A 25,883-nucleotide genomic window follows, 5' to 3' on the forward strand; every position below is an offset into this window, starting at 1 on the left:
GTTCACACGGGCCAGAGCGGTCCTTCCTGCATCGCGCCGATCTGCTCGCGCAGTTCGAGAATGCGCTCTTCCCAGTAGCGCTGCGTGTTGAACCACGGGAAGGCGGCGGGAAACGCGGGATCGTGCCAGCGGCGCGCGAGCCAGGCCGAGTAGTGGATGAGACGCAGCGTGCGCAGCGCTTCGACGAGATGCAGCTCGCGCGGCTCGAATTCGCAGAAGTCCTCATAACCGGCGAGCAAATCCGCCATCGCACGCGAAGCGCCTGCGCGATCGCCGGGCAGCAGCAGCCACAAATCCTGGATAGCGGGACCCATGCGGCTGTCGTCGAAGTCCACGAAATGCGGGCCGGCGTCGGTCCAGAGCACGTTGCTCGGATGGCAATCGCCGTGCAGGCGCAACGAACGCACTTCGCCCGCGCGCTCGAATGCCGCCTCCACGCCTTCGAGCGCGAGCGTCACCGCGGTCTGCCACGCCTCGCGCACGTCCTCGGGCACGAAGCCATGATCGAGCAGATACGCGCGCGGCTCGTAGCCGTAGGTCTGAATGTCGAGCGTGGGGCGTGCCTGGTACGGCTCGATCGCGCCCACGGCGTGAATGCGGCCGATGAAACGGCCCAGCCATTCGAGCGTGTCGCTGCGGTCGAGATCAGGCGCGCGGCCGCCGCGCCGCTCGAAAAGCGAGAAGCGAAACCCGTCGAACTCGTGCAGCGTGCGCCCTTCGAAGGCGAGCGCAGGCACGGCCGGAATCTCGCGCGCGGCGAGTTCGGCGACGAATGCGTGCTCTTCGAGTATCGCCTCGTCGCTCCAGCGCTCCGGGCGATAGAACTTGGCGATGAGCGGCGGCCCGTCTTCCACGCCCACCTGGTACACGCGATTCTCGTAACTGTTGAGCGCGAGCATGCGGCCATCCGTGCGGCGGTTGGCAGGGATCAGCACGCCATCGACTGCGTCGAGCATGCATTCGGGCGTGAGGCGCGCGTAGGGCGCGGCTTGCTGGTCGCCGGGGTGGCTGGACTCGCCGGGACCGGAAGGTCCGCCCGGGATTGAAGAAGGATCGTGATTCATACCCGCAATTGTGCCTCTTGCGGGCACTGCCGGCGAGCGCGACGTATTCACGACGTGCACGGCAGACACGATGAACACAAACGCGGCGCACAACCCTGCGACGAGACGCAAGCGCGCCTCGTCAACGTGTCACAGGGCCCAGGCTCAGTGGATCTGCGCGCCGGCGGGCATGACGTGCTCGCCCGTATCGATCAGATCTTCGAGAAAAAAGGGCTCGGTGTTGAGCTGCGCCGACGAGCCAGGCTCCCCGGCATACCACGTCACCATCGCCATGTCGCCGAGAATGCGCATCACGATGCCGCGCGCGCCCTGCGGCACGGCGATATGAACGGTACGGACGATAGAACCGATTTGCATGATGTTTCCCCGTTACCTCGCTACCTTCGCCAGCTCCCTCGAAGGAAGACCGGTCGGCATGCTGACAAAAAAACCGATGCACACCATCGGTTGCGCGCGCATCCAAACCCGCCTCGGGCGACCCGCTCTTTCCGCGCGCTTAAGCACGGCCGGACCCTCGGCAACCCCATTGTTGCTTGTTTGAGCGCGTGAGCAAAGCGAAAAAATAGGGGGGTGTATCAACGGCGGCTAACAGACGCCGCCCTGTGCCGCCACGACCTCGCCCTGCTTCGCTCACGCAACTTACGAAAACCTGACTGTAACAGATGGTAAACCCCATTCTTCGCGCGCTTGCTAGGGCGGTCCCTGAAAAAGTACGCTGATGCCTGGTGACTGACGCTATAGTCCGTCCCAACCGTGCACCATAAAGGCCCGACGCAGCACAGGCAAAGACCTCACGCGCGCCACCATAGCCGGCCACGATACCGATAACCTAAACGCTCGCCTTCGCGGCCAGACCAGCCGCGCGAGCCACACTCCGCCACCAGCGAAGGAACCCGCCGTTCCATGTGGATCGTTCGACTCGCGCTCAAGCGCCCGTACACGTTCGTCGTGCTCGCGTTGCTGCTTTTGATCGTCGGGCCGCTGACGATCCTGCGCACGCCCACGGACATCTTCCCGAACATCGACATTCCGGTGCTCTCGGTGATCTGGACCTACACGGGTCTGCCCGCCGACGAGATGGAAAAGCGCATCGTGCTCAACTACGAGCGCGGCCTTTCCGTGGCTGTGAACGATATCGAGCACACCGAATCGACGTCGCTCAACGGCATTGCGGTCGTGAAGATCTTTTTCCAGCCGCATGCCAATATCCAGGAAGCGCTCGCCGAAGTCACGGCGCTGTCACAGGCGCAGTTGCGCTCGCTGCCGCCCGGCATCCAGCCGCCGTTCATCCTGCGCTACAACGCCTCGACGGTGCCGATCCTGCGCCTGTCGCTTTCCTCGCCGCAGCTGACCGAGCAGGAGTTGTTCGACTACGGCAACAACTTCCTCAAGACGCAGCTCGCGACCGTGCCGGGCGCCTCCGCGCCGCTGCCCTATGGCGGCAAGCAGCGGCAGATCATGGTCGACATCGACCAGCGCGCGCTGCAGCAGCACAATCTGTCGCCCATGGACGTGGTGAACGCGATCAGCGCGCAGAACCTCATCCTGCCTTCGGGGACGGCCAAAATAGGCGCAACCGAATATTCGGTGACGATGAATGCAAGCCCCGACAGCTTAGCGGGCCTGAACGACATTCCCGTGAAAACCACGGGCAGCGGCACGATCTACATTCGCGACGTGGCGCACGTGCGCGACGGCTACGTGCCGCAAACCAATATCGTGCGCGTGGACGGGCAGCGCGCCTCGCTCCTCACCATCAACAAGAGCGGCAATACGTCCACGCTCGAGATCGTGGACCGCATCAAGGAGATGATGCCGACGCTGCGCAATCTCGTGCCGAGCTCGCTCAATATCGATCCGGTCGCCGACCAGTCGGTCTTCGTGCGCGCCTCCGTGCAGGGCGTGCTGCGCGAAGCGCTCATCGCAGCGGCGCTCACGGCGCTCATGATCCTGCTGTTCCTCGGCAACTGGCGCGCCACGCTCATCATCGCGGTATCGATTCCGCTTTCGATGATCACCTCGGTCATCGTGCTCGCGGGGCTCGGCGAGACCATCAACATCATGACGCTGGGTGGGCTCGCGCTCGCGGTCGGCATTCTCGTTGACGACGCAACGGTCGCGATCGAGAACATCAGCCAGCAGCTGGAGCAAGGCAAGACGCTGGAACAGGCGATTCTCGATGGCGCGCATCAAATCGCGATTCCCACGCTCGTCTCCACGCTCTCCATCTGCATCGTGTTCGTGCCGATGTTCCTCCTCACGGGCGTGGCGCATTACCTCTTCATCCCGCTCGCGGAAGCCGTGGTGTTCGCGATGCTGGCGTCGTACTTCTTCTCGCGGACACTCGTGCCCACGCTCGCGAAGTACCTGATGCGCCATCATCACAAGGCCGCCGACCTGCATCACATGCATGGCACGACGCGCAACCCGTTCATGCGCGTGCATCTCGCGTTCGAACGCGGCTTCGAGGGGCTGCGCGAGCGCTATCGCGTGTTTCTCACGGCGCGGGTGAAACAGCCCGTGTGGTTCGTCGTAGCGTTTCTCGCTTGCTGTGGCGCGTCGCTGCTGCTCATGCCGTTCCTCGGGCGCGACTTCTTTCCGCAGGTCGATGCGGGCACCATCGCGCTGCACGTGCGCGCGAAAACCGGTATGCGCGTCGAGGAAACCGCCGTGCTCGTCGACCGTATCGACAAGCGCGTGCGCACGCTGATTCCGCCGGGCGAACTGCATTCGATCATCGACAACATCGGCCTGCCGGTCTCGGGCATCAACCTCTCGTACAGCAACACGGGCACCATCGGCACCTCCGACGCAGACGTGCTGATCTCGCTGAACGAGGACCATCACGCCACCGCCGGTTACGTGCGCCTCTTGCGGCGCACGCTCAACGACGAGTTCCCGGGCGTGCAGTTCGCCTTCCTGCCCGCCGACATCGTGAGCCAGACGCTGAACTTCGGCATGCCTTCGCCCATCGACGTGCAGATCGTGGGCCGCGACGTGGCCGGCAACCGCGCGTTCGCGGCGAAGCTGCTCGCGCGGCTGCGCGGCGTGCCTGGTTTCGCCGACGCGCGGATCCAGCAGCCCGCGGACCTGCCGCGCATCTTCATCGACGTGGACCGCACGCGCGCGCAGCAGGCGGGCTTCACGCAGAAGGACGTGGCGAGCGACCTGCTCATCACGCTCTCGGGCAGCCAGCAGACCACGCCCACGTTCTGGCTCAATCCGGTCAACGGCGTGAGCTACAACGTCGTGACCGAAGCCCCGCAATACACGATCGATTCGCTGCAATCGCTCGCCAACATTCCGCTCACCGCGAACGGGCGCAGTAACATACTGGGCTCGCTCGCGAGCATGCAGCGCGTGTCGGGCGACGCGGTGGTCACGCACTACAACGCGCAGACCACCATCGACATTTACGGCACCGCCGACGGGCGCGACCTGGGCGCCGTTTCCGACGACATCGCGAAGATCATCGACCAGACGCGCGGCGAACTGCCAAAGACGTCGAGCATCAAGCTGCGCGGCCAGGTACAGACGATGAACGATTCGTTCTCCGGATTGTTCGGCGGGCTCATCTTCGCAATCGTGCTCGTGTATCTGCTGATCGTCGTGAACTTCCAGTCGTGGCTCGATCCGTTCATCATCGTCACGGCGCTGCCGGGCGCGCTCGCGGGCATTGTCTGGATGCTGTTCCTCACGCACACCACGCTTTCCATTCCCGCGCTCACGGGCGCGATCATGTGTATCGGCATCGCCACGGCGAACTCCATTCTCGTCATCAGCTTCGCGCGCGAGCAGTTGCGTCTGCACGGCGACGCGGCGCGCGCCGCGATCGAGGCGGGCTACACGCGCTTTCGCCCGGTGCTCATGACCGCGCTCGCCATGGTGATCGGCATGGTGCCGATGGCCATCGGCCTTGGCGAAGGCGGCGAGCAGAACGCGCCGCTCGGGCGCGCCGTGATCGGCGGCCTCGCGGTGGGCACGCTCGCCACGCTGATCTTCGTACCCGTGGTGTTCTCGCTCATTTACCGCAGGCTCGGCGAGCGCCGCCAGCGCGCCAGTGAAAACGTGGTGCCCAAATCATGAATAACCTGTCATGACGAATCATTCGCAAACGCCTTCGCCGCAAGCGCCGCATGGTCCTCATAAACCGCGGCGCTGGCCCATCGTGCTCGCCGCGCTCGTCGTGCTCGGCCTCGCGGCGCAGGGCATCTGGTCGCGCCATAGCGCGCACGCGGCGCTCGAACGCGAGGCAACAACCGCGAGCACGCTTTCCGTGCAGGTGGTCACGCCGCAGCGCTCGGCGCGCGCGCTCGACCTCGTGCTGCCCGGCACCGTGCAGGCCTTTCTCGACACGCCGATCTACGCGCGCACGAGCGGTTATCTGCGCAAGTGGTACTTCGACATCGGCGCGCACGTGAAGGCGGGCCAACTGCTCGCCGAAATCGACGCTCCCGAAGTGGACGACCAGTTGCGTGCCGCGCGCGCCGATCTCGCCAACGCCGAAGCGAACTACGCGCTTGCGAAGACCACCGCCGACCGCTGGACACAGATGCTGCAAACGCGCTCGGTGGCGAAGCAGGACACCGACGAAAAAGTCGGCGACATGCTCGCGAAAAAGGCCACGCTCGATTCCGCGCGCTTCAACGTCTCGCGGCTCTCGCAACTGCAGTCGTACGAACGCGTGACCGCGCCCTTCGACGGCATCGTCACGGCGCGCAACGTGGACGTGGGCGCGCTCATCGACGCGGGCAACGGCGGCACCTCGCAAAGGGAGCTGTTCCATCTTGCGCAGGCCGACCGTCTGCGCGTGTACGCGAACGTGCCTCAGGCTTACGCGCAGCAGATCCGCGTGCAGCGGCACGCGTACCTCACGCTCAACGAGGCGCAGGGCAAGCACTTTCCTGGCATCGTCGCGCGCACGGCGGGCGCGGTCGATGCACAGCAGCGCACCATGCTGGTCGAGGTCGATGTGGACAACCGCAGCGGCGAGCTGCTGCCCGGCGCTTATGCGCAGGTCCACTTCGCGCTCGACGGCTCGGCCACGCCCGTCACCTTGCCCGGTAACGCCTTCCTGTTCCGCCCCGACGGCGTGAAAGTGGCGACCGTCGATGCGCAAAACCGCGTGAAGCTCGTGAAGGTCACGCTCGGCACCGACTTCGGTACGCGCGTGGCGGTGGCGGCGGGGCTCACGGGCGACGAGCGCGTGATCGTCAATCCGCAGGACGCGATCGTCGACGGCACGCCGGTGCGCATCGTGCAGCCGCACGGCGAGCACGAGGCCGGTCCGGCGCATGGCGCGAGCGGTGCGGGCAGCAACGCGCAAGCGCAGGGCGAATGATGAAGCACGCGCGTATTCGACTGTTCGCGTTGGCCATGCTTGCTGCGCTCGGCGGCTGCACGGTAGGCCCCGACTACGTGCGCCCGACCATGCCCGTGGCCGCGACGTTCAAGGAACTCGAAGGCACGGGCTGGACGATTGCGCAGCCCGCGGACAACGCGTCGCGCGGCGCGTGGTGGACGATCTACAAGGACGCCACGCTCGACGCACTCGAAGCCCAGGTCGAAAGCGCGAACCAGAACGTGCAGGCCGCGCAGGCGCACTTTCGCGCGGCGCGCGCGAACGTCGCGCAGCAGCGCTCGAGCTATTTCCCGCTCGTGACGGCGAGCGGCGACTTTTCGCGCTACCGCACCTCGCAGAATGTGCTGTACACGTCGAAGGCCGGTCAAACGATCAACGACTACTCCGTGGGCATCGACGCCACCTGGGAGCCCGACATCTGGGGCCGCGTCGCGCGCAACGTCGAGGCCGCGAAAGCGAGCGCGCAGGCGAGCGCCGCCGACATGCAGGCCGTGCTGCTCTCCATGCAGGCCGAACTCGCGACCGACTACTTCGAGCTGCGCGGCATCGACCGCGAACGCCAGCTGCTCGACGACACGATCAAGGCCTACCGAGAATCGCTCGAACTCACGCAGAACCGCTACGCGGGCGGCATCGCCACCGACGCCGATGTGGGCCAGGCGCAAACGCAGCTGCAGACCACCGAGGCGCAAGCGATCGATCTCGGCGTGCAGCGCGCGCAACTCGAGCATGCGATTGCGATTCTCATCGGCCAGTCGCCTTCCACGTTCACGCTCGCTGCCGCGCCGAAGCAGGACTACGCGGTGCGCGCAGTCGCGAGCCCGCCGGGCGTGCCATCGACGCTGCTCGAACGGCGCCCCGACATCGCGGCTGCCGAGCGACGCGTAGCCGCCGCGAACGCGCAGGTGGGCGTGGCGACGGCGGCGTTCTTCCCGAGCCTCATGCTCGCGGTCACGGGCGGGCTGGAGGCGACCAACTTCAGCCAGTGGCTCGTCGCGCCCGCGCGCTTCTGGGCGCTCGGGCCGACGCTCGCGGGCACGCTGATCGACTTCGGCGGCCGCGAGGCAGTGCGCGACGAAGCGCGCGCCCAATATGACGAGAATGTCGCGCAGTATCGCCAAACGGTGCTCGACGCCTTCGGCGAGGTCGAGGACAACCTCGCGGCGCTGCGCGTGCTGGAGCAGGAGGCAACGGCCCAGGACCGCGCGGTGGATGCCGCGCAGCGCACGCTCGTCACCATTAACAATCGCTATCTCGGCGGCGCGATCACGTATCTCGACGTGGTGGTCGCGCAAACCACGGCGCTCACCAACGAACGCCAGGCCGTGGCGATCTCGCGCCGGCGCATGGCGGCGAGCGTCGCGCTCGTGAAGGCGCTGGGCGGCGGCTGGAGCGCGGCGGATTTGCCGGGCGATGCGGCGCTAGTGCACCCGGACGATGCGCAAAAAGCGCAGCCCGCCAGCGGGCCGCACGGCGCTTCGGCGAGCGCACCGAGCGCCGCTCGCGGCGCACAGCCTGGCGCATCGCGCTCTCCGGGCTAAGCGGCCACGCGGTTGCACCAGGCACCCGGCCTGCGGCGCTCGACAACGCCAGTTGCCCAACAGGCGTATCGTTGCGCCTTCGCAATATTGCTGGAGATCCTGTCGTGACTGCATCACCGGGCGCCCCGCGCACCTCCGCGCCCACCGCCGTTCCGTACATCGAACGCGGCACCCCCGAATTCTGGCGCGCAAGCCTCGCGCTGCTGTTCGCCGGCTACGCCACCTTTTCGCTTCTCTACTGCGTGCAGCCGCTCCTGCCCGCATTCTCCGAAACCTTCGGCGTGAGCCCCGCGCAGAGCAGCCTCTCGCTCTCGCTCACTACGGCCGCGCTCGCCATCGCGATTTTCGTCGCGGGCTTCGTCTCCGAAGGCTGGAGCCGGCGCGGCATGATGACCGCGTCGCTGTGCGCCTCGTCGCTGCTCACGCTCGCCACCGCCTTCGTGCCGCACTGGCACCCGTTGCTCGTGCTGCGCACACTCCAGGGCATCGCGCTGGGCGGCGTGCCCGCCGTGGCCATGGCCTGGCTCGCCGAGGAAATGCACCCGGACGGCCTCGGCCTTTCGATGGGCCTCTACGTGGGCGGCACGGCTGTCGGCGGCATGGCGGGGCGCGTGATCACGGGCATCGTCACCGACCTGTTCGGCTGGCGTGCGGCCGTGGCCGTGATCGGCGTGCTCGGGCTCGCCTCCATGTTCGCGTTCCGCTCGCTCCTGCCGCCCTCGCGTCACTTCGTGCCGAAGAGCGGCCTGGGCTTCGCGCATCACCGCGCCGCGCTGCTGCGCCATTTCGCGCGGCCGGGCCTGCCCATGCTGTTCGCCATGGGCTTCGTGCTGATGGGCAGCTTCGTCACGCTCTACAACTACATCGGCTACCGGTTGATCGCGCCGCCTTATCACATGAGCCAGGCGGCCATCGGCGCGATTTTCCTCGTCTACCTGACCGGCGTGGTTGCCTCGCCGTGGTCGGGCCGCATGGCCGACACTTTCGGGCGCGCTCGCGTGCTAATCGCCAGTCTCGCGCTGATGCTCACGGGCGTCGTGCTCACGCTGTTCGCGCCGCTCACGGCGATTGCGGCGGGCATCGCCTGCTTGACGATCGGCTTCTTCGCGGGGCATGCGGTAGCGAGCGGCTGGGTTGGCCGGCTCGCGCGCGAAGCGAAGGGTCAGGCCGCTGCGCTTTACCTGCTCGCCTATTACCTCGGGTCGAGCGTGATGGGTTCGATCGGCGGACACTTCTGGGCCGGGGCGGGCTGGGGCGGCGTGGCCGGCCTCGTGATCGCGCTGCTGGTCGTGGGGCTCGCACTGGCGCTCACGTTGCGCAAAGCGGCCTGAGCCTGCGAAGTCGCCTGCGCGGCACAATCGAAAGGCATCCGTAATATTCAGACGACTCGCGATTTGCGGGGCGCGCGCATCGCACCGCAGCGGAACTCCGCCTCTGGCGGCCTTTTGCGGCGCGGCGCACGCTTCACGGGCACCCTTACGGCGCACGCGCGCGCCGCTGTGCTCGCCGCCCTCACCTATACTCGATTTCAGGCCCGGGGCCGCAGCGTCACGCGATTGGCATGACGACGAGAACGACAACCATTGCGAGCCTTCGTCGCGCATACGATAAGGAGACGAGCATGCAAGGTTATTTCACGATCGGCGATTTCGTGATGATCATCCCGATGGCCCTCGCTGGCGCGCTCTTTCTTGGCGCGGTGCCGTGCGCGACGGAATTCAGACACAACACGCTGCGCGTGATCGGCGCGCTGATCGGCGTGCTCGCGGCCGTTGCGCTCGTCGAGACGCTGCCGGCGCTGATGTAGCGTACGTTTGCCGTACGCTTCGTACGCACGGCGGCTCGTGATGCGCCGGCGCGAAGTGACGATGCAGCATCCTCAGGGCTCAAAGCGCCGCGGCTTGCGCGCACGCGCGCCACTCGCTCGCACCATCTCAGCCGGGATCGACGCCCGGCTGCACTCCCTTGAACTGACGCAACGCAGCGGCGAGATAATCCGTTCGCGCCGCCGCGCCTGCGGCCTCTTCCGCGTGCGCGAGCGCGGGCAGCGCTGTCCACGGCAACGTCGGATGCAGATGATGCTGGCGATGCAGATGGTGATTCATCAGCAGCACGCCCAGTGCGCGCGGCACGCGAAAATCCCGCGCGCGGCCCGGTTCGTCGAGCGCGACGCCGTAGTGCGGCAGGTTGTCGGCTAGCGATAGCCACAGTCCGCGCAGGTAGATCGCCGCGAGCAGCACGGGCCAAGCGTTGCCATAGAGGGCGAACGAAGCGCCATAGAGCGCCAGCGACGCAAGCCAGTCGCGCCGCGCGCGGCGGCGCCTCACGGGATCGGCGGCGTGGTTCTCGAAGAGCCGCTGCACCTGCACGCCTTCGCGGCCATGCGCGCCCACGCCGCGCGCAATGATGGCGCGCGCGAGCCGCGCCGGGACAAACGCCAAAAGTGGCAGCAGCAATTCGGCGAGGTACAGGCCGCCCATCAGCCGCCCGTAGTACGCCACGCGACGACGCCAGCGCGGGCCGCTCGCGTCGTGCGTGTCGTGCACATCGGGCCGGTCGAACGGCTCGCGCGTGAAGCGGTGATGCATCAGGTGTCCGAAACGCACGGCGTCGAACGGCATTGCCAGACCGATCGAGAGCGCGCGGGCGAGCCACTCGTTCACACGCCGGTCGCCCGCCAGTTGCCCGTGTATGCCTTCGTGGATGAGCCCCCAGTGGATCGGCGTGGCGAGCACGACGGGAGCGAGCGTCGCCAGCAGGGCGAGCGTCGGCCCGCCCGCTGCGTCCAGCAAAAGCGGCAATCCGATGAGTTCGTAGCAGAGCACCGTGAACGCGAACACGATCAGCGCGGCATTCGTGCGAGCCGCCGATGCAGGTGGTGGTCGGTTCGTTGGCCGCCTGGCGGGTTCAGCGCGCGTGGCGGACGGGGAAAGCGCTTCAGATTCGGCGCTCAAGGACTCCATGGTGTTTCCTCGCGGCAAAGTCTGCCGCGACGTTAGCAGGGCCACATGACAAAGCGAAGAACCGCGCGCCGTGCGGCCATGGCCGATGTGCGCCCGATCGTTCGCGCATAAAAAAACCGCCTCGCGAGGAGACGGTTCTTTGCGCAGGGAAGCGGGCCGCTCAGACGTGCTGATCGGTCGAGGGCTTCTCCCAGAGATTCACGCCGCCTTCGGTCGCATAGCGGTCGATCTCCGCGAGTTCTTCCTTCGAGAACGCCAGGTTCTTCAGCGCCGCGACGTTCTCGCGCACCTGATCCGCGCGGCTCGCACCGATTAGCGCCGAGGTCACACGGCCGCCGCGCAGCGTCCAGGCGATCGCCATCTGCGCGAGACTCTGGCCGCGGCGCAGCGCGAGTTCGTTGAGCTTGCGTACGTGTTCGATGTTCTGCGCGCTCAGGTGTTCGCTCTTGAGCGATCCGCCGCCCGGGCGGTTCACACGCGCGTCTTCGGGCACGCCGTTGAGGTACTTGTTCGTGAGCACGCCCTGCGCGAGCGGCGTGAACGCAATGCTGCCCGTGCCCAGGTCCTCGAGCGTGTCGAGCAGTTCTTCCTCGACCCAGCGGTTGAGCATGTTGTACGACGGCTGGTGAATGAGCAGCGGCACCTTGTACTCGGCGAGCAGCTTCGCCATTTCGCGGGTCTTCGCGGGCGAATACGACGAGATGCCGACATAGAGCGCCTTGCCCTGCTGCACGGCCGTGGCCAGCGCGCCCGCCGTTTCCTCGAGCGGCGTTTCCACGTCGAAGCGGTGCGAATAGAAGATGTCGACGTAGTCGAGGCCCATGCGCTGCAGGCTCTGGTCGAGGCTCGCAAGCACGTACTTGCGCGAGCCGCCGCCCTGGCCGTACGGGCCCGGCCACATGTCCCAGCCCGCCTTCGACGAGATCAGCAACTCGTCGCGGTACGGACGGAAATCGTCCTTGAAAATGCGGCCGAAGTTCGTTTCGGCGCTGCCGTACGGCGGGCCGTAGTTGTTCGCGAGGTCGAAGTGCGTAATGCCGAGATCGAACGCGGTGCGCAGGATATCGCGCTGGGTCGAGATCGGCGTGGTGTCGCCGAAGTTGTGCCACAGACCGAGCGACAGTGCGGGCAGCTTGAGCCCCGACTTGCCGCAAAAGCGGTACTGCATGTCCGAATAGCGTTCTGAGGCTGCTTCGTAAGCCATGGTCTGAATCCTCGGCGAAAACGGGTGGTGAGCGAAAGGATGGGCGCGACGCGCCGTGGGGCGCGCCGCTCGCGTGAGGCAGCTATGTTAGCCAATCCGCCCAAGCCGTGCAGATGTCCACTCTGCGGGAAAGGCGATGGACAGCGCGGAGCAGCGCGCGTCAGGCCGCCAGAAAAACCGCACCCTGGACGCGCCGCGGCCACTCGCCTACACTGCGGCGTCCATCCTTTGCGAGAGGTTGTTTCATGGCCAAAGCGATTTCGATCGCGCTCATCGCCTGTGGCGTCGTCCTGTTGTACTTCGGCGGCCAGTCGCTCCATTCGTTCGCGAACGACATGTCGCGCCTCTTCACCGGCGCGCCCACCAACCGCACGATTCTCCTGATTGGGGGCGGCATCGCTGCGACGCTCGCGGGCATCACCGGGCTCACGATGTCGGGGCGCCGGCGCTAGGCGAAAGCGCGGCTGCATCGGCTCAGAACTTCACCTCGGGCTTCGACGCCGAGCGCGTGCCCGGTAGCGGCACGTTGCTCGCGCCGTGATACGTGTACACGAGCGAAAACTTCACCTGATCGCTCTGGTTCTGCCCCGCCGAATGCAGCGTGTTGCAGTGGAAGAAAACCACATCGCCGGCGGCGAGCGTCGGAGCGATGGCGCGGTCGATCCATACCTTGTTCTCGGGCAGGTCGGCGCGGAAGAATTTTGCGGCGTTGAACTTGTCCGAGGTGAACGGCGCGTCGTGCGAGCCCGGCACGAACCACAGTCCGCCGTTTTCCATTTTCTCCGGCCCGAGCGCAAGCCAGACCGAAACGAGGTCGTCGCGCTCGAACGACCAGTAGCGCACGTCGCGGTGCCAGCCCGTGAGGCTGCCGTAGTGCGGGTGCTTCGTCATCATGCAGTTGTGATGCGCGCACGACAGGACCGGCTCCTCGCCGAAATACAGCTCCATCCACCCCGCGATTTCCGGCGACGTGGCCCACTCGCGATACAGCGCGTGACGCGAGTAGGCGTCGAGCAGGCGCCGCACTGTATGGCCGCCAGGGGCATCCTTCGATTCGGGTGCGCCGGGGTAGCGCAAATCGGCTTCGAATTCGAGCGGCGCGCTAGCCGCCTGCAACTGCTCCTGCGCCACCCGCTTGATCGCCTCGCAGCGCTCGGGCGAGACGAGCCCCGGCACGACCACGAAGCCGCGCTCGCGCAGCGCCTGCACCTGTTCTTTCTTTGAATGGACTGACATGGGACTTCCGTTATGCGATCTCGATGCGAGCAAGGGCCGCAGCCTGCGTTCGTCGCTTCGTTCAACGACACGGCCGCGGCGTCGGCGCGCGCCGACTCATCGATTGTAAAGCGTGCCGGCGTGGCGGGAAGGACCACGCCCTCACACGAGGTGGCTCCATATGCGCGCGGATCGAGCCGCACGCGAATGGCGCGCGCGCACCGCGATGAGGACAAAGGGCGGCATCGCGTGCATCAAAGACGCGCAGGGCCGGGTATTAACCGACTTTCTGCCGTCATGATTCGCGTGTAGCCTCTGGCGCATGTTGTTTCAGTTCGCCCAATTCTCATCGCACGGACGGATCGCCGTGAACGCCTTGCCACACAAGGCGCTCCAACAGAAGAATCCGTCGCGTCGCGTCTTACGCCGCGCCCTGCGGCCCGTCTCCCGTCCACCCAGATCGTGACGCCCTGGAAGACAGGCACGTTTGCTGCTCGACGCGAAGCGTCGCGCAAGGCGCACCTCGAACCCGATTGCTCAACTGCCATGCATACCCTCTTCGATACTCAACGCATGACCCACGCCGCCCACACAGCCCTGAAGGCGGCACGCCCCGCGCGCCGTCACCTGGTGCGCGCACTGCGACACCATGCCGCCCGCACCCGCGCGCTCACGCAACAAGTCCGCGAAGCGAAGCCCGTCGACAGCATGCGCACCTGGTTCCACTCGTTCTTCTCCGTGCTGCGTCTGCGCTCGGGCTCGCGACACTTCTCGCTGCGCACGCTGCTCTATCGCCCGAACGCGCCGCTGCGCACGCTCGCCGCGCCCTCCACGGTTCATGTGGCGCGCAGCACGCGCAAGCCGCGCCGCATGGGTGCGAGCAGCACGGGCTGGTTCGGCTTCGCGATGCGCTGAGCCTTACGCGCAGCCCGCGGCGCGCAATCCGCAGAAAACAAAAACCCCGCACGGGCTTGCGCCCTGCGGGGTTTTTCTTCGCACCGGCCGGCGCGAGGCCGGCTTTTGCGAACGCTTACGCGACGGCTGCGTTCACCGGCTCCGTGCCAGCGGCTTCGGCGAGAGTCAGCGCCTTGTCGGTCGCTTCCCACGAGAATTCCGGCTCTTCGCGGCCGAAGTGGCCGTAAGCGGCGGTCTTTTCGTAGATCGGGCGCAGCAGGTCGAGCATCTGGATGATGCCCTTCGGACGCAGGTCGAAGTGCTCGCGCACGAGCTTCGTGATGGTCGCGTCCGAAACCTTGCCGGTGCCGAACGTGTTGACCATGACCGAGGTCGGCTCAGCCACGCCGATTGCGTACGACACCTGGATCAGGCAGCGCGACGCGAGGCCAGCGGCCACGATGTTCTTCGCGACATAACGGCCAGCGTAGGCTGCCGACCGGTCCACCTTCGACGGATCCTTGCCCGAGAACGCGCCGCCGCCGTGCGGGGCTGCGCCGCCGTACGTATCGACGATGATCTTGCGGCCCGTGAGACCGCAATCGCCCTGCGGACCGCCGATCACGAAGCGACCGGTCGGGTTGACGAGGAACTTGATGTCGCCTTTGATCAGCTCGGCCGGCAGCACCGGCTTGATGACTTCTTCGATCACGGCTTCGCGCAGCGTGCCGAGGTCGATGTCCGGCGAGTGCTGCGTGGAGAGCACGACGGTGTCGATCGCGTGCGGCTTGCCGTCGACGTAGCGGATCGTGACCTGCGACTTCGCGTCCGGGCGCAGCCAGGGCAGACGGCCGTCGCGGCGCAGGTTCGACTGGCGCTCGACCAGACGGTGCGAAAGGTGAATCGGCAGCGGCATCAGTTCGGGCGTTTCGTCGCACGCATAGCCGAACATCAGGCCCTGGTCGCCGGCGCCCTGGTCGAGGTTGTTGTCGTGCGCGCGGTCCACGCCCTGGGCGATGTCCGGCGACTGCTTGTCGTAAGCGACGAGCACCGCGCAGCCGCGGTAGTCGATGCCGTAGTCGGTATTGTCGTAGCCGATGCGCTTGATCGTGTCGCGCGCGACCTGGATGTAGTCGACGTTGGCCGTCGTGGTGATTTCACCGGCGAGCACGACGAGACCCGTGTTGCAGAGCGTTTCCGCTGCAACGCGCGAGTACTTGTCTTGCGTGAGGATGGCGTCGAGGATCGCGTCCGAGATCTGGTCGGCGACCTTGTCCGGATGGCCTTCGGAAACCGATTCGGAGGTGAAGAAATAGTCGTTTGCCACGTGTCAGGCTCCTTATAGCTGGTGACGGTTGAGTTCACGTAGCCAGCTTCGGGAGCTTTGAAGCGGCGACGCTTTAGCGGAATTGCTGCCCGGCTGCCATGATTCGCGATCGATCACGCGTAGTTCACAGCCCACCGGCTTCGCCCCGCAAGTTGTCTATTAACTCGGCGAAGCCCTTATTATAGCGACTTCCTTAAATTGTCGCAGAGTCTCCCACGCGTGCCGTCCATCGCCCTCTCCACAGTTCGCAAGCCCTGCAGCGGAGTTGCCGCATGCTAGGCAAACTCGGCTCCCGTTTCGCCATCGGCTTGCTCAAGCTGTTCGCGATCCTGCCCTATGGCTTTGTCGCGCGTCTGGGCGACGGCCTCGGCTGGCTGCTCTACAAGATTCCGAGCCGGCGCAAGCGCGTCGTTCATACGAATCTGCGCCTGTGCTTCCCCGAGTGGAGCGACGAAAAGCGCGAGGAAGTGGCGGGGCTGCACTTCCGTCACGCCATTCGCAGCTACATGGAGCGCAGCGTGCAATGGTTCGCCTCGGCGAAGAAGCTCGAAAAAATCGTCGAGCTCGACAGCGAGATCGATCTCAGCGATCCGAACCTGCCGCCTACGCTCTTCCTCGGCCTGCATTTCGTGGGCATCGAGGCGGGCTCCATGTTCCTCAACTACTCGCTGCACCGGCCGTGCGGTTCGCTCTACCAGCCGTTCTCGAACCCTGAATTCGAAGCCGCGGCCAAGGCGGGACGCAGCCGTTTCGGCGCGGAAATGGTGAGCCGCGCGGACAGCGCGCGCGCCGTGCTGCGGTGGCTGCGCGACAAAAAGCCCGTGATGCTCGGCGCCGACATGGACTACGGCATGCGCAATTCCACGTTCGTGCCCTTCTTCGGCGTGCCGGCGTGCACGCTCACGGCGGTGGGGCGTTTGGCGAAGGTGGGTCATGCGCAGGTCGTACCGTTCATCGGCGAGGTGTTGCCCAATTACAAGGGTTATCGGCTGAAAGTGTTCAAACCTTGGGAAAATTACCCAACCGGCGACGACGATCTCGACGCGCGCCGCATGAACGCCTTCCTCGAAGAACAGATTCCGCGCATTCCCGAGCAGTACTACTGGGTCCACAAGCGCTTCAAGACACGCCCGCCGGGCGAGCCGAGCGTCTACCGCTGAACGTTGCGCACACGATCGAGGCCCGGGTTTTCGCCCGGGCCTCGCTTACAATAACGGCATGAAACTCAAATTCACCAAGATGCATGGCGCGGGCAACGACTTCGTCGTGCTCGACGGCTACAGCCAGGATCTCGCGCTCACGCCCGAGCGTGTGCGCGCGCTCGCCGACCGCCACTTCGGCATCGGCGCGGACCAGTTGCTGCTGGTCGAGAAGCCGACTGTGGAAGGCGTGGACTTCCGCTATCGCATCTTCAATTGCGACGGCGGCGAGGTCGAGCACTGCGGCAACGGCGCGCGCTGCTTCGTGAAATTCGTGCGCGACCGCAAGCTCACCGATTCGAACCGCGTGCGCGTGCAGGTACAGAAGGGCACGATCACGCTCGTCGTGCAGGAAAACGGTGAAGTCGTCGTCGACATGGACCGCCCCGAGTTCGAACCGGCGCTCGTGCCGTTCAACGCGAACGGCCTTGAAGGCCGCCGCGAAGGCAACGACACGCTCTGGCCGCTCGACGTGAGCGGCGCCCGGCGTTGGGTGTCGGTCGTCTCGATGGGCAACCCGCACGCGGTGCAGGTTGTGGAAGACGTCGAGGCGTACCCGGTGAAGGCCGAAGGCGCGGTCATCGAAACGCATGCGCGCTTCCCGAACAAAGTGAACGCCGGTTTCATGCAGATCGTTTCGCGCAACGAAGTGAAGCTGCGCGTATTCGAGCGCGGCGCAGGCGAAACGCTCGCGTGCGGCACGGGCGCGTGCGCGGCCGTGGCGGCGGGCATTCGCCGCGGGCTGCTCGACACGCCCGTGAAGGTGCATACCCACGGCGGCCTGCTGACCATCGCCTGGGACGGCGCGCGCAACGAATCCGCCGCGCTCACCATGGCGGGCCCGGCCGCCACGGTGTTCGAAGGCGAGATCGAGCTGGCCGACTAGCGCGCACCATCGGCCTGATGCGGCGCGCGCAACGAGAGAACGTCGCGCCGCACGAATACTCAAAAGCAATCAACCGCATGACAGACTGCGCGCCGCCGCGCGCGCCTCACAACTACAACGCGTCCACAACATGAACGATCGCGAAGTTGCCGACTATCTGCTCGCCCACCCCGATTTTTTCGTTGAGCATGCCGAACTGCTCGCGACGATCAAGCTAGGCAATCCGCACGGCAAGGCTGCCGTCTCGCTGCAGGAGCGCCAGATGGAAATGCTGCGCGAGAAGAACAAGCATCTCGAGCGGCGTCTTTCGGAGCTGCTGCGCTACGGCCACGAGAACGATTCGATCGCCGCGAAGTTCAACCGCTGGACCACGCGCATGATCGCCGAACGCGATCCGTATGCACTGCCGCGCTCGATCACGCAGAACCTGCGCGACGTGTTCGACATGCCGCAGGCCGCGCTGCGCGTGTGGGACGTGGCCGAGGCCTACAACCAGGCCGATTTCGCGCGCCATACCGGCGAGGAAGTGCGCATCTTCGCGAATAGTCTCGACACGCCGTACTGCGGCGCGAACACCGGCTTCGAGGCCGCGCAATGGCTCGACTCGAGCGACGGCGCCGCCGAATCGGTCGCGATCATCGCGCTGCGCGCCCCTGCTGTCGCCTCGAACGACGCGCCTAAGGGCGAAGCCTTCGGCCTGCTGGTAATGGGCTCGGCCGACCCGCGCCGCTTCCACGACGGCATGGCCACCGACTTTCTCACGCAGATCGGCGCACTCGCGAGCGCGGCGCTCTCGCGCCTGCTGCCGCACTGACACCCACCCAAGCCGCCCACCGTGAACCCAACCGACCCGATCGCCGACTACCTCGCGATGCTCGAACACGAGCGGCGGCTCTCGGAGCACACGCTGCGCGGCTACACGCATGAACTCGACGAGCTGAAGAAGCTCGCCAACGGCAAGCCGCTCGAAACGCTCACCCCCGCACAAGTGCGCGGCGCGGTGGCGCGCGCGCATGCGGGCGGCCTCTCGGCGCGCTCGATCGCGCACCGGCTATCGGCGTGGCGCGCCTTCTATCGCTGGCTCGCGGGACGCATCGAAATGGACGCGAATCCCGTGGCCGCCGTGCGTGCGCCCAAGCGCGCCAAAACACTGCCGAAGGCGCTCTCCGTCGACGACGCCGCGCATCTCATGGAAGCGCCTGCCATCGCCGGCGCGCAAGAAGGCGGCCCCGAGGCGTTGCGCGACCGCGCGATGCTCGAGTTGTTCTACTCGTCGGGGCTGCGTCTCGCCGAGCTCGTGGGACTCGACGTGCGTTACGTGAAGCGCGACGGCTACGAATCGGCGGGTTGGCTCAAGCGCGACGCCGCCGAAGTCGAGGTGCTGGGCAAGGGCAACCGTCACCGCATGGTGCCGGTCGGGCGCAAGGCGCTCGCCGCGCTCGACGCCTGGCTCGTCGCGCGCGGCGCCTTCGTGAAGCACGACGACGCCCCGCTCTTTCTCTCCGTGCGCGGCAACCGCATGGCGCCGGGCGTGGTGCGCGAGCGCGTGAAGCGCGCCGCCATTGCGGCGGGCATTCCCGCGAACGTGCATCCGCACGTGCTGCGTCACTCGTTCGCCACTCATCTGCTGCAGTCGAGCGGCGACCTGCGCGCCGTGCAGGAACTGCTCGGCCACGCGAGCATCTCGGCCACTCAGGTCTACACGTCACTCGACTTTCAGCATCTCGCGAAGGTCTACGACACCGCGCATCCGCGCGCCAAGAAGCGCGATTGATACGCCACGGCACTCGCGCGACGCTGCGCGATATAAGTGCCGTTACCCGGCATCGAACCCATCATGAATATCGTCACCCTCAAGCCGTCTAAAGAAAAATCCCTGCTGCGCCGCCATCCGTGGGTCTACGCGAACGCGATCGACCGCGTGGAAGGCAAGCCCACGCCAGGCGCTACCGTCATCGTGCGCTCCGCCGACGGCCGTTTTCTCGGGCGCGCCGCCTACAGCCCGCATTCGCAGATCCGCGCGCGCGTGTGGAGCTTCGACGAAAACGAGCCGATCGACCACGCGTTCTTCAAGCGACGCGTGCAGCGCGCCGTGGCCGACCGCCGGGCGATGGTGAGCGGCACGGGCGCGGTGCGCCTCATCTTCGGCGAGGCCGACGGCCTGCCTGGCCTGATCGTCGATCACTACATCGAGGATGGCGGAGACGGCCGCGGCCAGCTCGTCTGCCAGTTCATGGCGGCGGGCGTCGAGGCGTGGAAGGAGGCGATCGTCGCCGCGCTCACGTCGGCAACGGGCTGCCCGAACGTGTACGAGCGCTCAGACGTGTCGATCCGCGAGAAGGAAGGGCTCGAACAAATCACCGGCCTGCTTGCCGGCGACGAACCGCCCGCAACAATCATCACGAGCGAGAACGGCGTGCGCTATCACGTGGACGTGCGCAACGGGCACAAGACCGGCTTCTACGTGGATCAGCGCGACAACCGCGCGCTCGTGCAGACTTACGCGCGCGAGCGCGAGGTGCTCAACTGCTTCTGCTACACCGGCGGCTTCTCGCTCGCGGCCATGAAGGGCGGCGCGAAACGCGTGGTGTCGATCGATTCCTCGGGCGAAGCGCTCGCCACGGCGCAAAAAAACGTCGAGGCGAACGGCTTCGACTCCGCGCTCGCCACCTGGCTCGACGCCGACGCCTTCAAGACGCTGCGTCGCCTCTACGACGATGGCGAGCGCTTCGATCTCGTAGTGCTCGATCCGCCCAAGTTCGCGGCCTCGCGCGAGCACGTGGACCGCGCCGCACGCGCCTACAAGGACATCAATCTCACGGGTTTCAAGCTGCTGCGTCCGGGCGGTCTGCTGTTCACGTACTCGTGCTCGGGTGCGATCGATTCGGCGCTGTTCCAGAAGATCGTCGCGGGCGCCGCCGCCGACGCCAGAGTGGACGCGCGTATCCTCAAGCGCCTTGGCGCCGGTGTGGATCATCCGCTGCTCACGGCGTTCCCGGAGGGCGAATATCTGAAGGGCCTGCTGTTGCAAATCGCCTGAGACGGCCTTATTTAGGACGTTTCGGCGGCGCGCCGGAGCGCCTTTCGGACCAGTCGTTCGCGCCCCGGTTTCGGCTCGCGCCCCGGCCGCCGCATGCGGGCGCGGCGCAGATATGTTCCAATAGGAAGCTATGTTGTAACACTCGAAGGCAGCGACAGCACGAAGCGGCGCGCCTGAACGTACCCCTCGAACACCTACCAGGCAGACAGCATGGCAACCAGCATGATTCCCGTCACCATCCTGACCGGCTTTCTCGGCAGCGGCAAAACCACGCTGCTCAAGCGCATCCTGAACGAGAAGCACGGCATGAAGATCGCCGTGATCGAGAACGAGTTCGGCGAAGAGAACATCGACAACGAAATCCTCGTGCAGGACAGCTCCGAGCAGATCATCCAGATGAGCAACGGCTGCATCTGCTGCACGATTCGCGGCGACCTCGCGCGCGTGCTCGGCGACCTCGCGCAGCAAAAGCGCGACGGCAAACTGGACTTCGACCGTGTGGTGATCGAAACCACCGGCCTCGCGAATCCGGGCCCGGTCGCGCAGACGTTCTTCATGGATAACGAGATCGCCGACGAATTCCTGCTCGACGCGATCATCACGCTCGTGGACGCCAAGCACGGCAACCATCAGCTCGACGAGCACGAAGTGGTGCAGCGCCAGGTGGGTTTCGCCGACCGCCTCTTCATCACGAAGGCCGACCTCGTCGACGAGAAGGAACTCGCCGACCTGCGTCATCGCGTGCTGCACATGAACCCGAAGGCGCAGATCCGCCAGGTGAATTTCGGCGACGCCGACATCAAGGAAGTGTTCGACCTGCGCGGCTTCAACCTGAACGCCAAGCTCGAAATCGATCCTGACTTCCTCGCCGAAGACGATCACAATCATGCTCATCACGAGCATGACCACGATCACGCGCATGACCATGATCACGCCGATTGCGACCACGATCACGGCCAGTGCAGCCACGAAGGCCACGATCACGGCCACCACCATCACGCGCACCACGACGACAAGATCAAATCGTTCGTCTACCGCAGCGACCGTCCGTTCGATCCGAACCGCCTGGAAGACTTCCTTGGCGGCATCCTGCAGATCTACGGCGAGCGCCTCTTGCGCTACAAGGGCGTGCTCTACATGAAGGGCGTGGACCGCAAGGTGGTGTTCCAGGGCGTACACCAGATGATGGGCAGCGACCTGGCCTCCAAGTGGCTGCCGATCGAGAAGAAGGGCAGCAAGATGGTGTTCATCGGCATCGAGCTGCCGCAGGACCTCATCACCGACGGGCTTGACGCCTGCCTCGCCTGACCGATTGCCCCCGCTTTTCTAGATACGCCCGGCCCGCTGCCGGGCGTTTTCGTCTGGACTTTGTGCGCCGCGCCGAGTTTGCAGCCTGCGCAAAGACTTCCTTGCGGATTCGTGCGTCAAATAACGTACCCGACCATCGCTTTTTCACGATTGGCGCGTTATATTTTCTGGATATCGAGCGGTTCGCAAGCGGCCTGGCGACAGGCGGGCCACCGCAGGGAAGTCCCGCTTGCGGCACGAGTTTGCGGTTCGGTTACAATACGGCCCCACTGGAAGAGAGGTGCCCCGGAATCCAGCCGAGGGACGCCCCGCCGGCAGCGCATCGCGTCGCAGCGCGCAGTCGGTACGATATATGCCTCAGGAGCATCTGATGACCGGTTTCCAGAGGAGTTCGGCCCCGCAGCGGCGCTTCGGGCGTCACGACAGTTCATCGTCCGTGCCCGCCAGCGCGCATATAACGGCGCGGTAACTGCGCCTGGCAAAGTGGTAAAGGTTGGTAAAGGCCACCGCGGCCACTGCGGGCAACACAAAAGTGCAGGCAAGATGTGCCAGTTTTGCCTCACTCATTGAAGAAGCAAGCCAGATGACGACGAAACGACTCTTGACCGAAGCCGAAATCCTGAAGATGAGCGACAAGGATTACATGAACGAGGATCAGCTCGCCTTCTTCAAGAACCGGCTCGAACAGCTGCAGGCGGAAATCCTCCGCAATGCGGGCCAGACCACTGAGAATCTGCGCGAAACCGTGATCGTTCCCGATCCGGCCGACCGCGCGACGATCGAAGAAGAGCATGCGCTCGAGTTGCGCACGCGCGACCGCGAACGCAAGCTGCTCAAGAAGGTGCAGCAATCGCTCGCTCGCATCGATTCCGGCGACTACGGCTGGTGCGAAGAAACGGGCGAGCCGATCGGCGTCCCGCGTCTGCTCGCGCGTCCGACCGCCACGCTCTCGCTCGAAGCGCAAGAGCGCCGCGAACTGCGCCAGAAGCTGTTCGGCGATTGAGCTTTTTTCTGGCCGCGAAGTCCTGCTTGCGCGGCTAGCGACTTGCCTTCCCTGTCGAAGCGCACGGAGCACCGTGCGCTTTTTTCTTTTGCGCGCGCGCCGTTGCACGCCTCGCCGCTGTGCCGTTTTCTGCGCCTGCGGCCCTTGATATGCCCACCGCCGCCCTAAACTCCCTTTGATATGCGCTCGCGGCGCGCCCCAGGCGCGCGCTACGCACCCCGATTCAGGGCGGCGCCCAAAGCGCGCACAACGCGCGAGCACCGCGGCGCCCATCCGAAAGCGGCAGGCACACGACCTTCGCACCCAACCCGGCATCAACGGTAAAAAGGAACGCACATGGAGCAATTTCACGGCACGACGATCGTATCCGTGCGGCGCGGCGACAAGGTCGCGCTCGGCGGCGACGGTCAGGTCACCCTCGGCAACATCGTCATGAAGGGTGGCGCGAAGAAGGTCCGGCGCATTTATGGCGGCAAGGTCATGGTCGGCTTCGCCGGCGGCACCGCCGACGCGTTCTCGCTGCTCGACCGCTTCGAAGCCAAGCTCGAAAAGCATCAGGGCAACCTCACGCGCGCCGCCGTCGAACTCGCCAAGGACTGGCGCACCGACCGCATGCTGCGCCGCCTCGAAGCCATGCTGATCGCCGCCGACGCGACCACTACGCTCGTGATCACCGGCAACGGCGACGTGCTCGACCCCGAAGAAGGCATCTGCGCGATCGGTTCGGGCGGCGCGTATGCGCAGGCTGCGGCCCGCGCGCTCGTGGAGAACACCGAACTCTCGCCGCTCGAGATCGTCGAAAAGTCGCTCGCGATCGCGGGCGACATGTGCATCTACACGAATCACAACCGCGTGATCGAAACCATCGAATAACTCGCCAACCGACCGTACAGACGAGAAGGAATCAGGATGAGCACCATGACCCCCGCCGAGATCGTCTCGGAACTCGACAAGCACATCATCGGCCAGGCGAACGCGAAGAAGGCCGTGGCCGTCGCGCTGCGCAACCGCTGGCGCCGCCAGCAGGTCGCCGAGCCGCTGCGCCAGGAAATCACGCCGAAGAACATTCTCATGATCGGGCCGACGGGCGTCGGCAAGACCGAAATCGCGCGCCGTCTCGCGAAGCTCGCGGACGCGCCGTTCATCAAGATCGAAGCGACCAAGTTCACCGAAGTGGGCTACGTGGGCCGCGACGTGGACAGCATCGTGCGCGACCTCATGGAGATTTCGGTGAAGCAGACGCGCGAAACCGAAATGCGCAAGGTGCGCAGCAAGGCCACCGACCAGGCCGAAGACCGCATCCTCGACATCCTGCTGCCGAGCGCGCGTCCCGTGGGTTTCGGTTCGTCGGACGCCACGAGCCATGCCGAAGGCGGCGACAACGCCACGCGTCAGACCTTCCGCAAGCGCCTGCGCGAAGGCCAGCTCGACGACAAGGAAATCGAACTGGACGTCGAGCAGCCTCAAGTGGGCATGGACATCATGGGGCCCCCGGGCATGGAAGACATGACCGAGCAGATCCGCTCGATGTTCGCCAATCTGGGCGGCGGCAAGAAAACGCGCCGCAAGCTCAAGGTGAAGGAAGCGCTCAAGGTCCTCACCGACGAAGAAGCGGCGAAGATGCTCAACGACGAAGAGGTCAAGGCCAAGGCTGTACAGAACGTCGAGCAGAACGGCATCGTGTTCCTCGACGAAATCGACAAGATCGCCTCTCGCAACAACGAAGGCAGCGGCGGTGAAGTTTCGCGTCAGGGCGTGCAGCGCGATCTGCTGCCGCTCGTGGAAGGCACGACCATCAACACGAAATACGGGATGGTGAAGACCGATCACGTCCTGTTCATCGCGAGTGGCGCGTTCCATCTGTCGAAGCCGAGCGATCTGATTCCCGAACTCCAGGGCCGTTTCCCGATTCGCGTGGAACTCGACTCGCTCTCCGTGAAGGACTTCGAAGCGATTCTGGTCGCGACCGACGCGAGCCTCGTGAAGCAGTATCAGGCGCTGCTCGCAACCGAGGACGTGCAGCTCGATTTCGCCGAAGACGGTATTCGCCGCCTCGCGGAAATCGCCTTCTCCGTGAACGAGAAGACCGAGAACATCGGCGCGCGCCGTCTCTACACGGTGATCGAAAAGCTGCTGGAAGATGTGTCGTTCGCGGCCGGCAATCACGCGGGCCAGAGCGTGAGCATCGACGCAGCCTATGTCGACAAGGCGCTCGGTGAAGTGGCGCAGGACGAAGACCTGTCGCGTTACGTGCTCTAAGCGCAACGCATGGCGCATGAAAAAGGGACCCGCGGGGTCCCTTTTCTTTTGCCGCGCCCCGGCTGTATTTACTGGCGCACCGGGCGCTTCGCGAGCTTGCGCTGCAGCGTGCGCCGGTGCATGTTGAGCGCGCGCGCCGTGGCCGAGATGTTGCCGTTGTGCTCGGCCAGCACGCGCTGGATGTGCTCCCATTCGAGGCGCGCGACCGAGAGCGGCGCCGGGTGCTCGATGGCCTCTTCGGCCTGCATCGCGCTCGCATCGCTTTGGAGTGCCGAGAGAATCATCTCGACGTTGGCGGGCTTGGCCAGATAGTTGTCCGCGCCGTCCTTCACGGCTTGCACCGCCGTCGCGATGCTCGCGTAGCCCGTGAGCACGAGCATGCGTGCGTCCGGCTGCAGTTCGCGCAGCGGCGCGATGAGCGACAGGCCTGAGTCGTTGCCGAGATGCAGGTCCACGGTGATCTGCGAGAACTTCTGCTGGTTGGCGAAGCGAATCGCCTCTTCCGCATTGTGTGCCTGCTTCACCTCGAAGCCGCGCCGCGTGAGGCCGCGCGCGAGGATGTCGGAGAACACTTCGTCGTCGTCGATGACCAGAAAACTCATATCGCTCATGCCTAAT

At 65.6% G+C, this 25,883-nt stretch carries 23 protein-coding genes; 16 read left to right on the forward strand and 7 right to left on the reverse strand.

The features are described from left to right. Positions 1-2: 2 nt before the first annotated feature. Both M3I54_RS07655 and M3I54_RS07660 read right to left on the reverse strand, forming a co-directional pair. Positions 3-1,073, reverse strand: a complete 1,071-nt coding sequence (locus M3I54_RS07655) for a serine/threonine protein kinase (RefSeq protein ID WP_254334458.1) — start codon at positions 1,071-1,073, stop codon at positions 3-5. Between the two features lie 135 nt (positions 1,074-1,208). After that, positions 1,209-1,421 (reverse strand): hypothetical protein, encoded by a 213-nt coding sequence (locus M3I54_RS07660; RefSeq protein WP_133188265.1) that lies wholly within the window; start codon positions 1,419-1,421, stop codon positions 1,209-1,211. Positions 1,422-1,967: 546 nt separating this feature from the next. Between M3I54_RS07660 and M3I54_RS07665 the strand changes: the two genes are divergently transcribed. From M3I54_RS07665 to M3I54_RS07685, 5 genes are all read left to right on the forward strand, one after another. Continuing rightward, complete coding sequence (locus tag M3I54_RS07665; RefSeq protein WP_254334385.1) at positions 1,968-5,150, forward strand: efflux RND transporter permease subunit; 3,183 nt, start codon at positions 1,968-1,970, stop codon at positions 5,148-5,150. Between the two features lie 10 nt (positions 5,151-5,160). Next, complete coding sequence (locus tag M3I54_RS07670; protein WP_254334387.1) at positions 5,161-6,405, forward strand: efflux RND transporter periplasmic adaptor subunit; 1,245 nt, start codon at positions 5,161-5,163, stop codon at positions 6,403-6,405. Next, entirely contained in the window at positions 6,405-7,967 is a 1,563-nt protein-coding gene (locus M3I54_RS07675) for an efflux transporter outer membrane subunit (protein WP_254334460.1), read from the forward strand. Before M3I54_RS07670 ends, M3I54_RS07675 begins: the two co-directional genes overlap by 1 nt. A gap of 104 nt (positions 7,968-8,071) precedes the next feature. After that, on the forward strand, positions 8,072-9,298 hold the full coding sequence (locus M3I54_RS07680; protein WP_254334388.1) for an MFS transporter: 1,227 nt from the start codon (positions 8,072-8,074) through the stop codon (positions 9,296-9,298). Between the two features lie 290 nt (positions 9,299-9,588). Beyond that, entirely contained in the window at positions 9,589-9,774 is a 186-nt protein-coding gene (locus M3I54_RS07685) for a hypothetical protein (RefSeq protein ID WP_254319485.1), read from the forward strand. 127 nt (positions 9,775-9,901) lie between these two features. Here M3I54_RS07685 and M3I54_RS07690 read toward each other — a convergent pair whose 3' ends face one another. Beyond that, positions 9,902-10,930 carry a fatty acid desaturase gene (locus M3I54_RS07690; protein WP_254334389.1) on the reverse strand — a complete coding sequence of 343 codons (1,029 nt, stop codon included), beginning with the start codon at positions 10,928-10,930 and terminating at the stop codon, positions 9,902-9,904. 160 nt (positions 10,931-11,090) lie between these two features. Continuing rightward, positions 11,091-12,134, reverse strand: coding sequence for an L-glyceraldehyde 3-phosphate reductase (gene mgrA, locus M3I54_RS07695; protein ID WP_254334390.1), 1,044 nt, complete (start codon positions 12,132-12,134; stop codon positions 11,091-11,093). Between the two features lie 245 nt (positions 12,135-12,379). Between mgrA and M3I54_RS07700 the strand changes: the two genes are divergently transcribed. After that, on the forward strand, positions 12,380-12,586 hold the full coding sequence (locus M3I54_RS07700; protein WP_201698297.1) for a DUF3185 family protein: 207 nt from the start codon (positions 12,380-12,382) through the stop codon (positions 12,584-12,586). 22 nt (positions 12,587-12,608) lie between these two features. Here the strand turns inward: M3I54_RS07700 and M3I54_RS07705 are convergent, their stop codons facing one another. After that, the gene (locus M3I54_RS07705) at positions 12,609-13,370 is read right to left on the reverse strand and encodes a phytanoyl-CoA dioxygenase family protein (protein WP_254334391.1); all 762 of its coding nucleotides are present in this window, start codon (positions 13,368-13,370) and stop codon (positions 12,609-12,611) included. Between the two features lie 525 nt (positions 13,371-13,895). On the opposite strand from M3I54_RS07705, the gene M3I54_RS07710 reads away from it, so the two are divergent. Then, positions 13,896-14,264 (forward strand): hypothetical protein, encoded by a 369-nt coding sequence (locus M3I54_RS07710; RefSeq protein WP_254334392.1) that lies wholly within the window; start codon positions 13,896-13,898, stop codon positions 14,262-14,264. 115 nt (positions 14,265-14,379) lie between these two features. On the opposite strand, the gene metK is transcribed toward M3I54_RS07710, so the two are convergent. Further along, positions 14,380-15,570: a methionine adenosyltransferase gene (gene metK, locus M3I54_RS07715; protein WP_254334400.1), complete on the reverse strand. Its 1,191-nt coding sequence runs from the start codon at positions 15,568-15,570 to the stop codon at positions 14,380-14,382. A gap of 272 nt (positions 15,571-15,842) precedes the next feature. On the opposite strand from metK, the gene M3I54_RS07720 reads away from it, so the two are divergent. From M3I54_RS07720 to hslU, 9 genes are all read left to right on the forward strand, one after another. Further along, positions 15,843-16,730: a lipid A biosynthesis lauroyl acyltransferase gene (locus M3I54_RS07720; protein WP_254334402.1), complete on the forward strand. Its 888-nt coding sequence runs from the start codon at positions 15,843-15,845 to the stop codon at positions 16,728-16,730. 58 nt (positions 16,731-16,788) lie between these two features. After that, positions 16,789-17,655, forward strand: a complete 867-nt coding sequence (gene dapF / locus M3I54_RS07725; protein WP_254334405.1) for a diaminopimelate epimerase — start codon at positions 16,789-16,791, stop codon at positions 17,653-17,655. Positions 17,656-17,785: 130 nt separating this feature from the next. Beyond that, on the forward strand, positions 17,786-18,469 hold the full coding sequence (locus M3I54_RS07730) for a DUF484 family protein (RefSeq protein WP_254334406.1): 684 nt from the start codon (positions 17,786-17,788) through the stop codon (positions 18,467-18,469). A gap of 57 nt (positions 18,470-18,526) precedes the next feature. Further along, entirely contained in the window at positions 18,527-19,429 is a 903-nt protein-coding gene (xerC, locus tag M3I54_RS07735; RefSeq protein WP_254334462.1) for a tyrosine recombinase XerC, read from the forward strand. Positions 19,430-19,492: 63 nt separating this feature from the next. After that, entirely contained in the window at positions 19,493-20,695 is a 1,203-nt protein-coding gene (locus M3I54_RS07740) for a class I SAM-dependent rRNA methyltransferase (protein WP_254334407.1), read from the forward strand. A gap of 222 nt (positions 20,696-20,917) precedes the next feature. Next, positions 20,918-22,003 (forward strand): GTP-binding protein, encoded by a 1,086-nt coding sequence (locus tag M3I54_RS07745; protein ID WP_254334463.1) that lies wholly within the window; start codon positions 20,918-20,920, stop codon positions 22,001-22,003. Positions 22,004-22,586: 583 nt separating this feature from the next. Continuing rightward, complete coding sequence (gene dksA / locus M3I54_RS07750) at positions 22,587-23,006, forward strand: RNA polymerase-binding protein DksA (protein ID WP_254334408.1); 420 nt, start codon at positions 22,587-22,589, stop codon at positions 23,004-23,006. A gap of 336 nt (positions 23,007-23,342) precedes the next feature. Beyond that, on the forward strand, positions 23,343-23,879 hold the full coding sequence (gene hslV, locus M3I54_RS07755) for an ATP-dependent protease subunit HslV (RefSeq protein WP_254334409.1): 537 nt from the start codon (positions 23,343-23,345) through the stop codon (positions 23,877-23,879). A 36-nt stretch (positions 23,880-23,915) separates the two neighbouring features. Further along, complete coding sequence (hslU, locus tag M3I54_RS07760; protein WP_254334410.1) at positions 23,916-25,265, forward strand: ATP-dependent protease ATPase subunit HslU; 1,350 nt, start codon at positions 23,916-23,918, stop codon at positions 25,263-25,265. Between the two features lie 68 nt (positions 25,266-25,333). Here the strand turns inward: hslU and M3I54_RS07765 are convergent, their stop codons facing one another. After that, positions 25,334-25,876, reverse strand: a complete 543-nt coding sequence (locus M3I54_RS07765; RefSeq protein WP_254334412.1) for a response regulator transcription factor — start codon at positions 25,874-25,876, stop codon at positions 25,334-25,336. Positions 25,877-25,883: the final 7 nt, after the last annotated feature.

It is taken from the genome of Paraburkholderia sp. CNPSo 3274 (assembly GCF_024206475.1).
Taxonomy (GTDB): domain Bacteria; phylum Pseudomonadota; class Gammaproteobacteria; order Burkholderiales; family Burkholderiaceae; genus Paraburkholderia.

Bases quoted from the DNA above. Each gene is read 5' to 3' on its own strand.
- M3I54_RS07700 (WP_201698297.1), top strand. From the start codon at position 12,380: ATGGCCAAAGCGATTTCGATCGCGCTCATCGCCTGTGGCGTCGTCCTG.
- hslU (WP_254334410.1), top strand. From the start codon at position 23,916: ATGAGCACCATGACCCCCGCCGAGATCGTCTCGGAACTCGACAAGCAC.
- mgrA (WP_254334390.1), bottom strand. From the start codon at position 12,134: ATGGCTTACGAAGCAGCCTCAGAACGCTATTCGGACATGCAGTACCGC.
- hslV (WP_254334409.1), top strand. From the start codon at position 23,343: ATGGAGCAATTTCACGGCACGACGATCGTATCCGTGCGGCGCGGCGAC.
- dapF (WP_254334405.1), top strand. From the start codon at position 16,789: ATGAAACTCAAATTCACCAAGATGCATGGCGCGGGCAACGACTTCGTC.
- M3I54_RS07765 (WP_254334412.1), bottom strand. From the start codon at position 25,876: ATGAGCGATATGAGTTTTCTGGTCATCGACGACGACGAAGTGTTCTCC.
- M3I54_RS07670 (WP_254334387.1), top strand. From the start codon at position 5,161: ATGACGAATCATTCGCAAACGCCTTCGCCGCAAGCGCCGCATGGTCCT.
- M3I54_RS07705 (WP_254334391.1), bottom strand. From the start codon at position 13,370: ATGTCAGTCCATTCAAAGAAAGAACAGGTGCAGGCGCTGCGCGAGCGC.
- M3I54_RS07665 (WP_254334385.1), top strand. From the start codon at position 1,968: ATGTGGATCGTTCGACTCGCGCTCAAGCGCCCGTACACGTTCGTCGTG.
- M3I54_RS07730 (WP_254334406.1), top strand. From the start codon at position 17,786: ATGAACGATCGCGAAGTTGCCGACTATCTGCTCGCCCACCCCGATTTT.
- M3I54_RS07720 (WP_254334402.1), top strand. From the start codon at position 15,843: ATGCTAGGCAAACTCGGCTCCCGTTTCGCCATCGGCTTGCTCAAGCTG.
- M3I54_RS07685 (WP_254319485.1), top strand. From the start codon at position 9,589: ATGCAAGGTTATTTCACGATCGGCGATTTCGTGATGATCATCCCGATG.
- M3I54_RS07745 (WP_254334463.1), top strand. From the start codon at position 20,918: ATGATTCCCGTCACCATCCTGACCGGCTTTCTCGGCAGCGGCAAAACC.
- M3I54_RS07710 (WP_254334392.1), top strand. From the start codon at position 13,896: ATGCATACCCTCTTCGATACTCAACGCATGACCCACGCCGCCCACACA.
- M3I54_RS07675 (WP_254334460.1), top strand. From the start codon at position 6,405: ATGAAGCACGCGCGTATTCGACTGTTCGCGTTGGCCATGCTTGCTGCG.
- M3I54_RS07740 (WP_254334407.1), top strand. From the start codon at position 19,493: ATGAATATCGTCACCCTCAAGCCGTCTAAAGAAAAATCCCTGCTGCGC.
- xerC (WP_254334462.1), top strand. From the start codon at position 18,527: ATGCTCGAACACGAGCGGCGGCTCTCGGAGCACACGCTGCGCGGCTAC.
- M3I54_RS07690 (WP_254334389.1), bottom strand. From the start codon at position 10,930: ATGGAGTCCTTGAGCGCCGAATCTGAAGCGCTTTCCCCGTCCGCCACG.
- dksA (WP_254334408.1), top strand. From the start codon at position 22,587: ATGACGACGAAACGACTCTTGACCGAAGCCGAAATCCTGAAGATGAGC.
- M3I54_RS07660 (WP_133188265.1), bottom strand. From the start codon at position 1,421: ATGCAAATCGGTTCTATCGTCCGTACCGTTCATATCGCCGTGCCGCAG.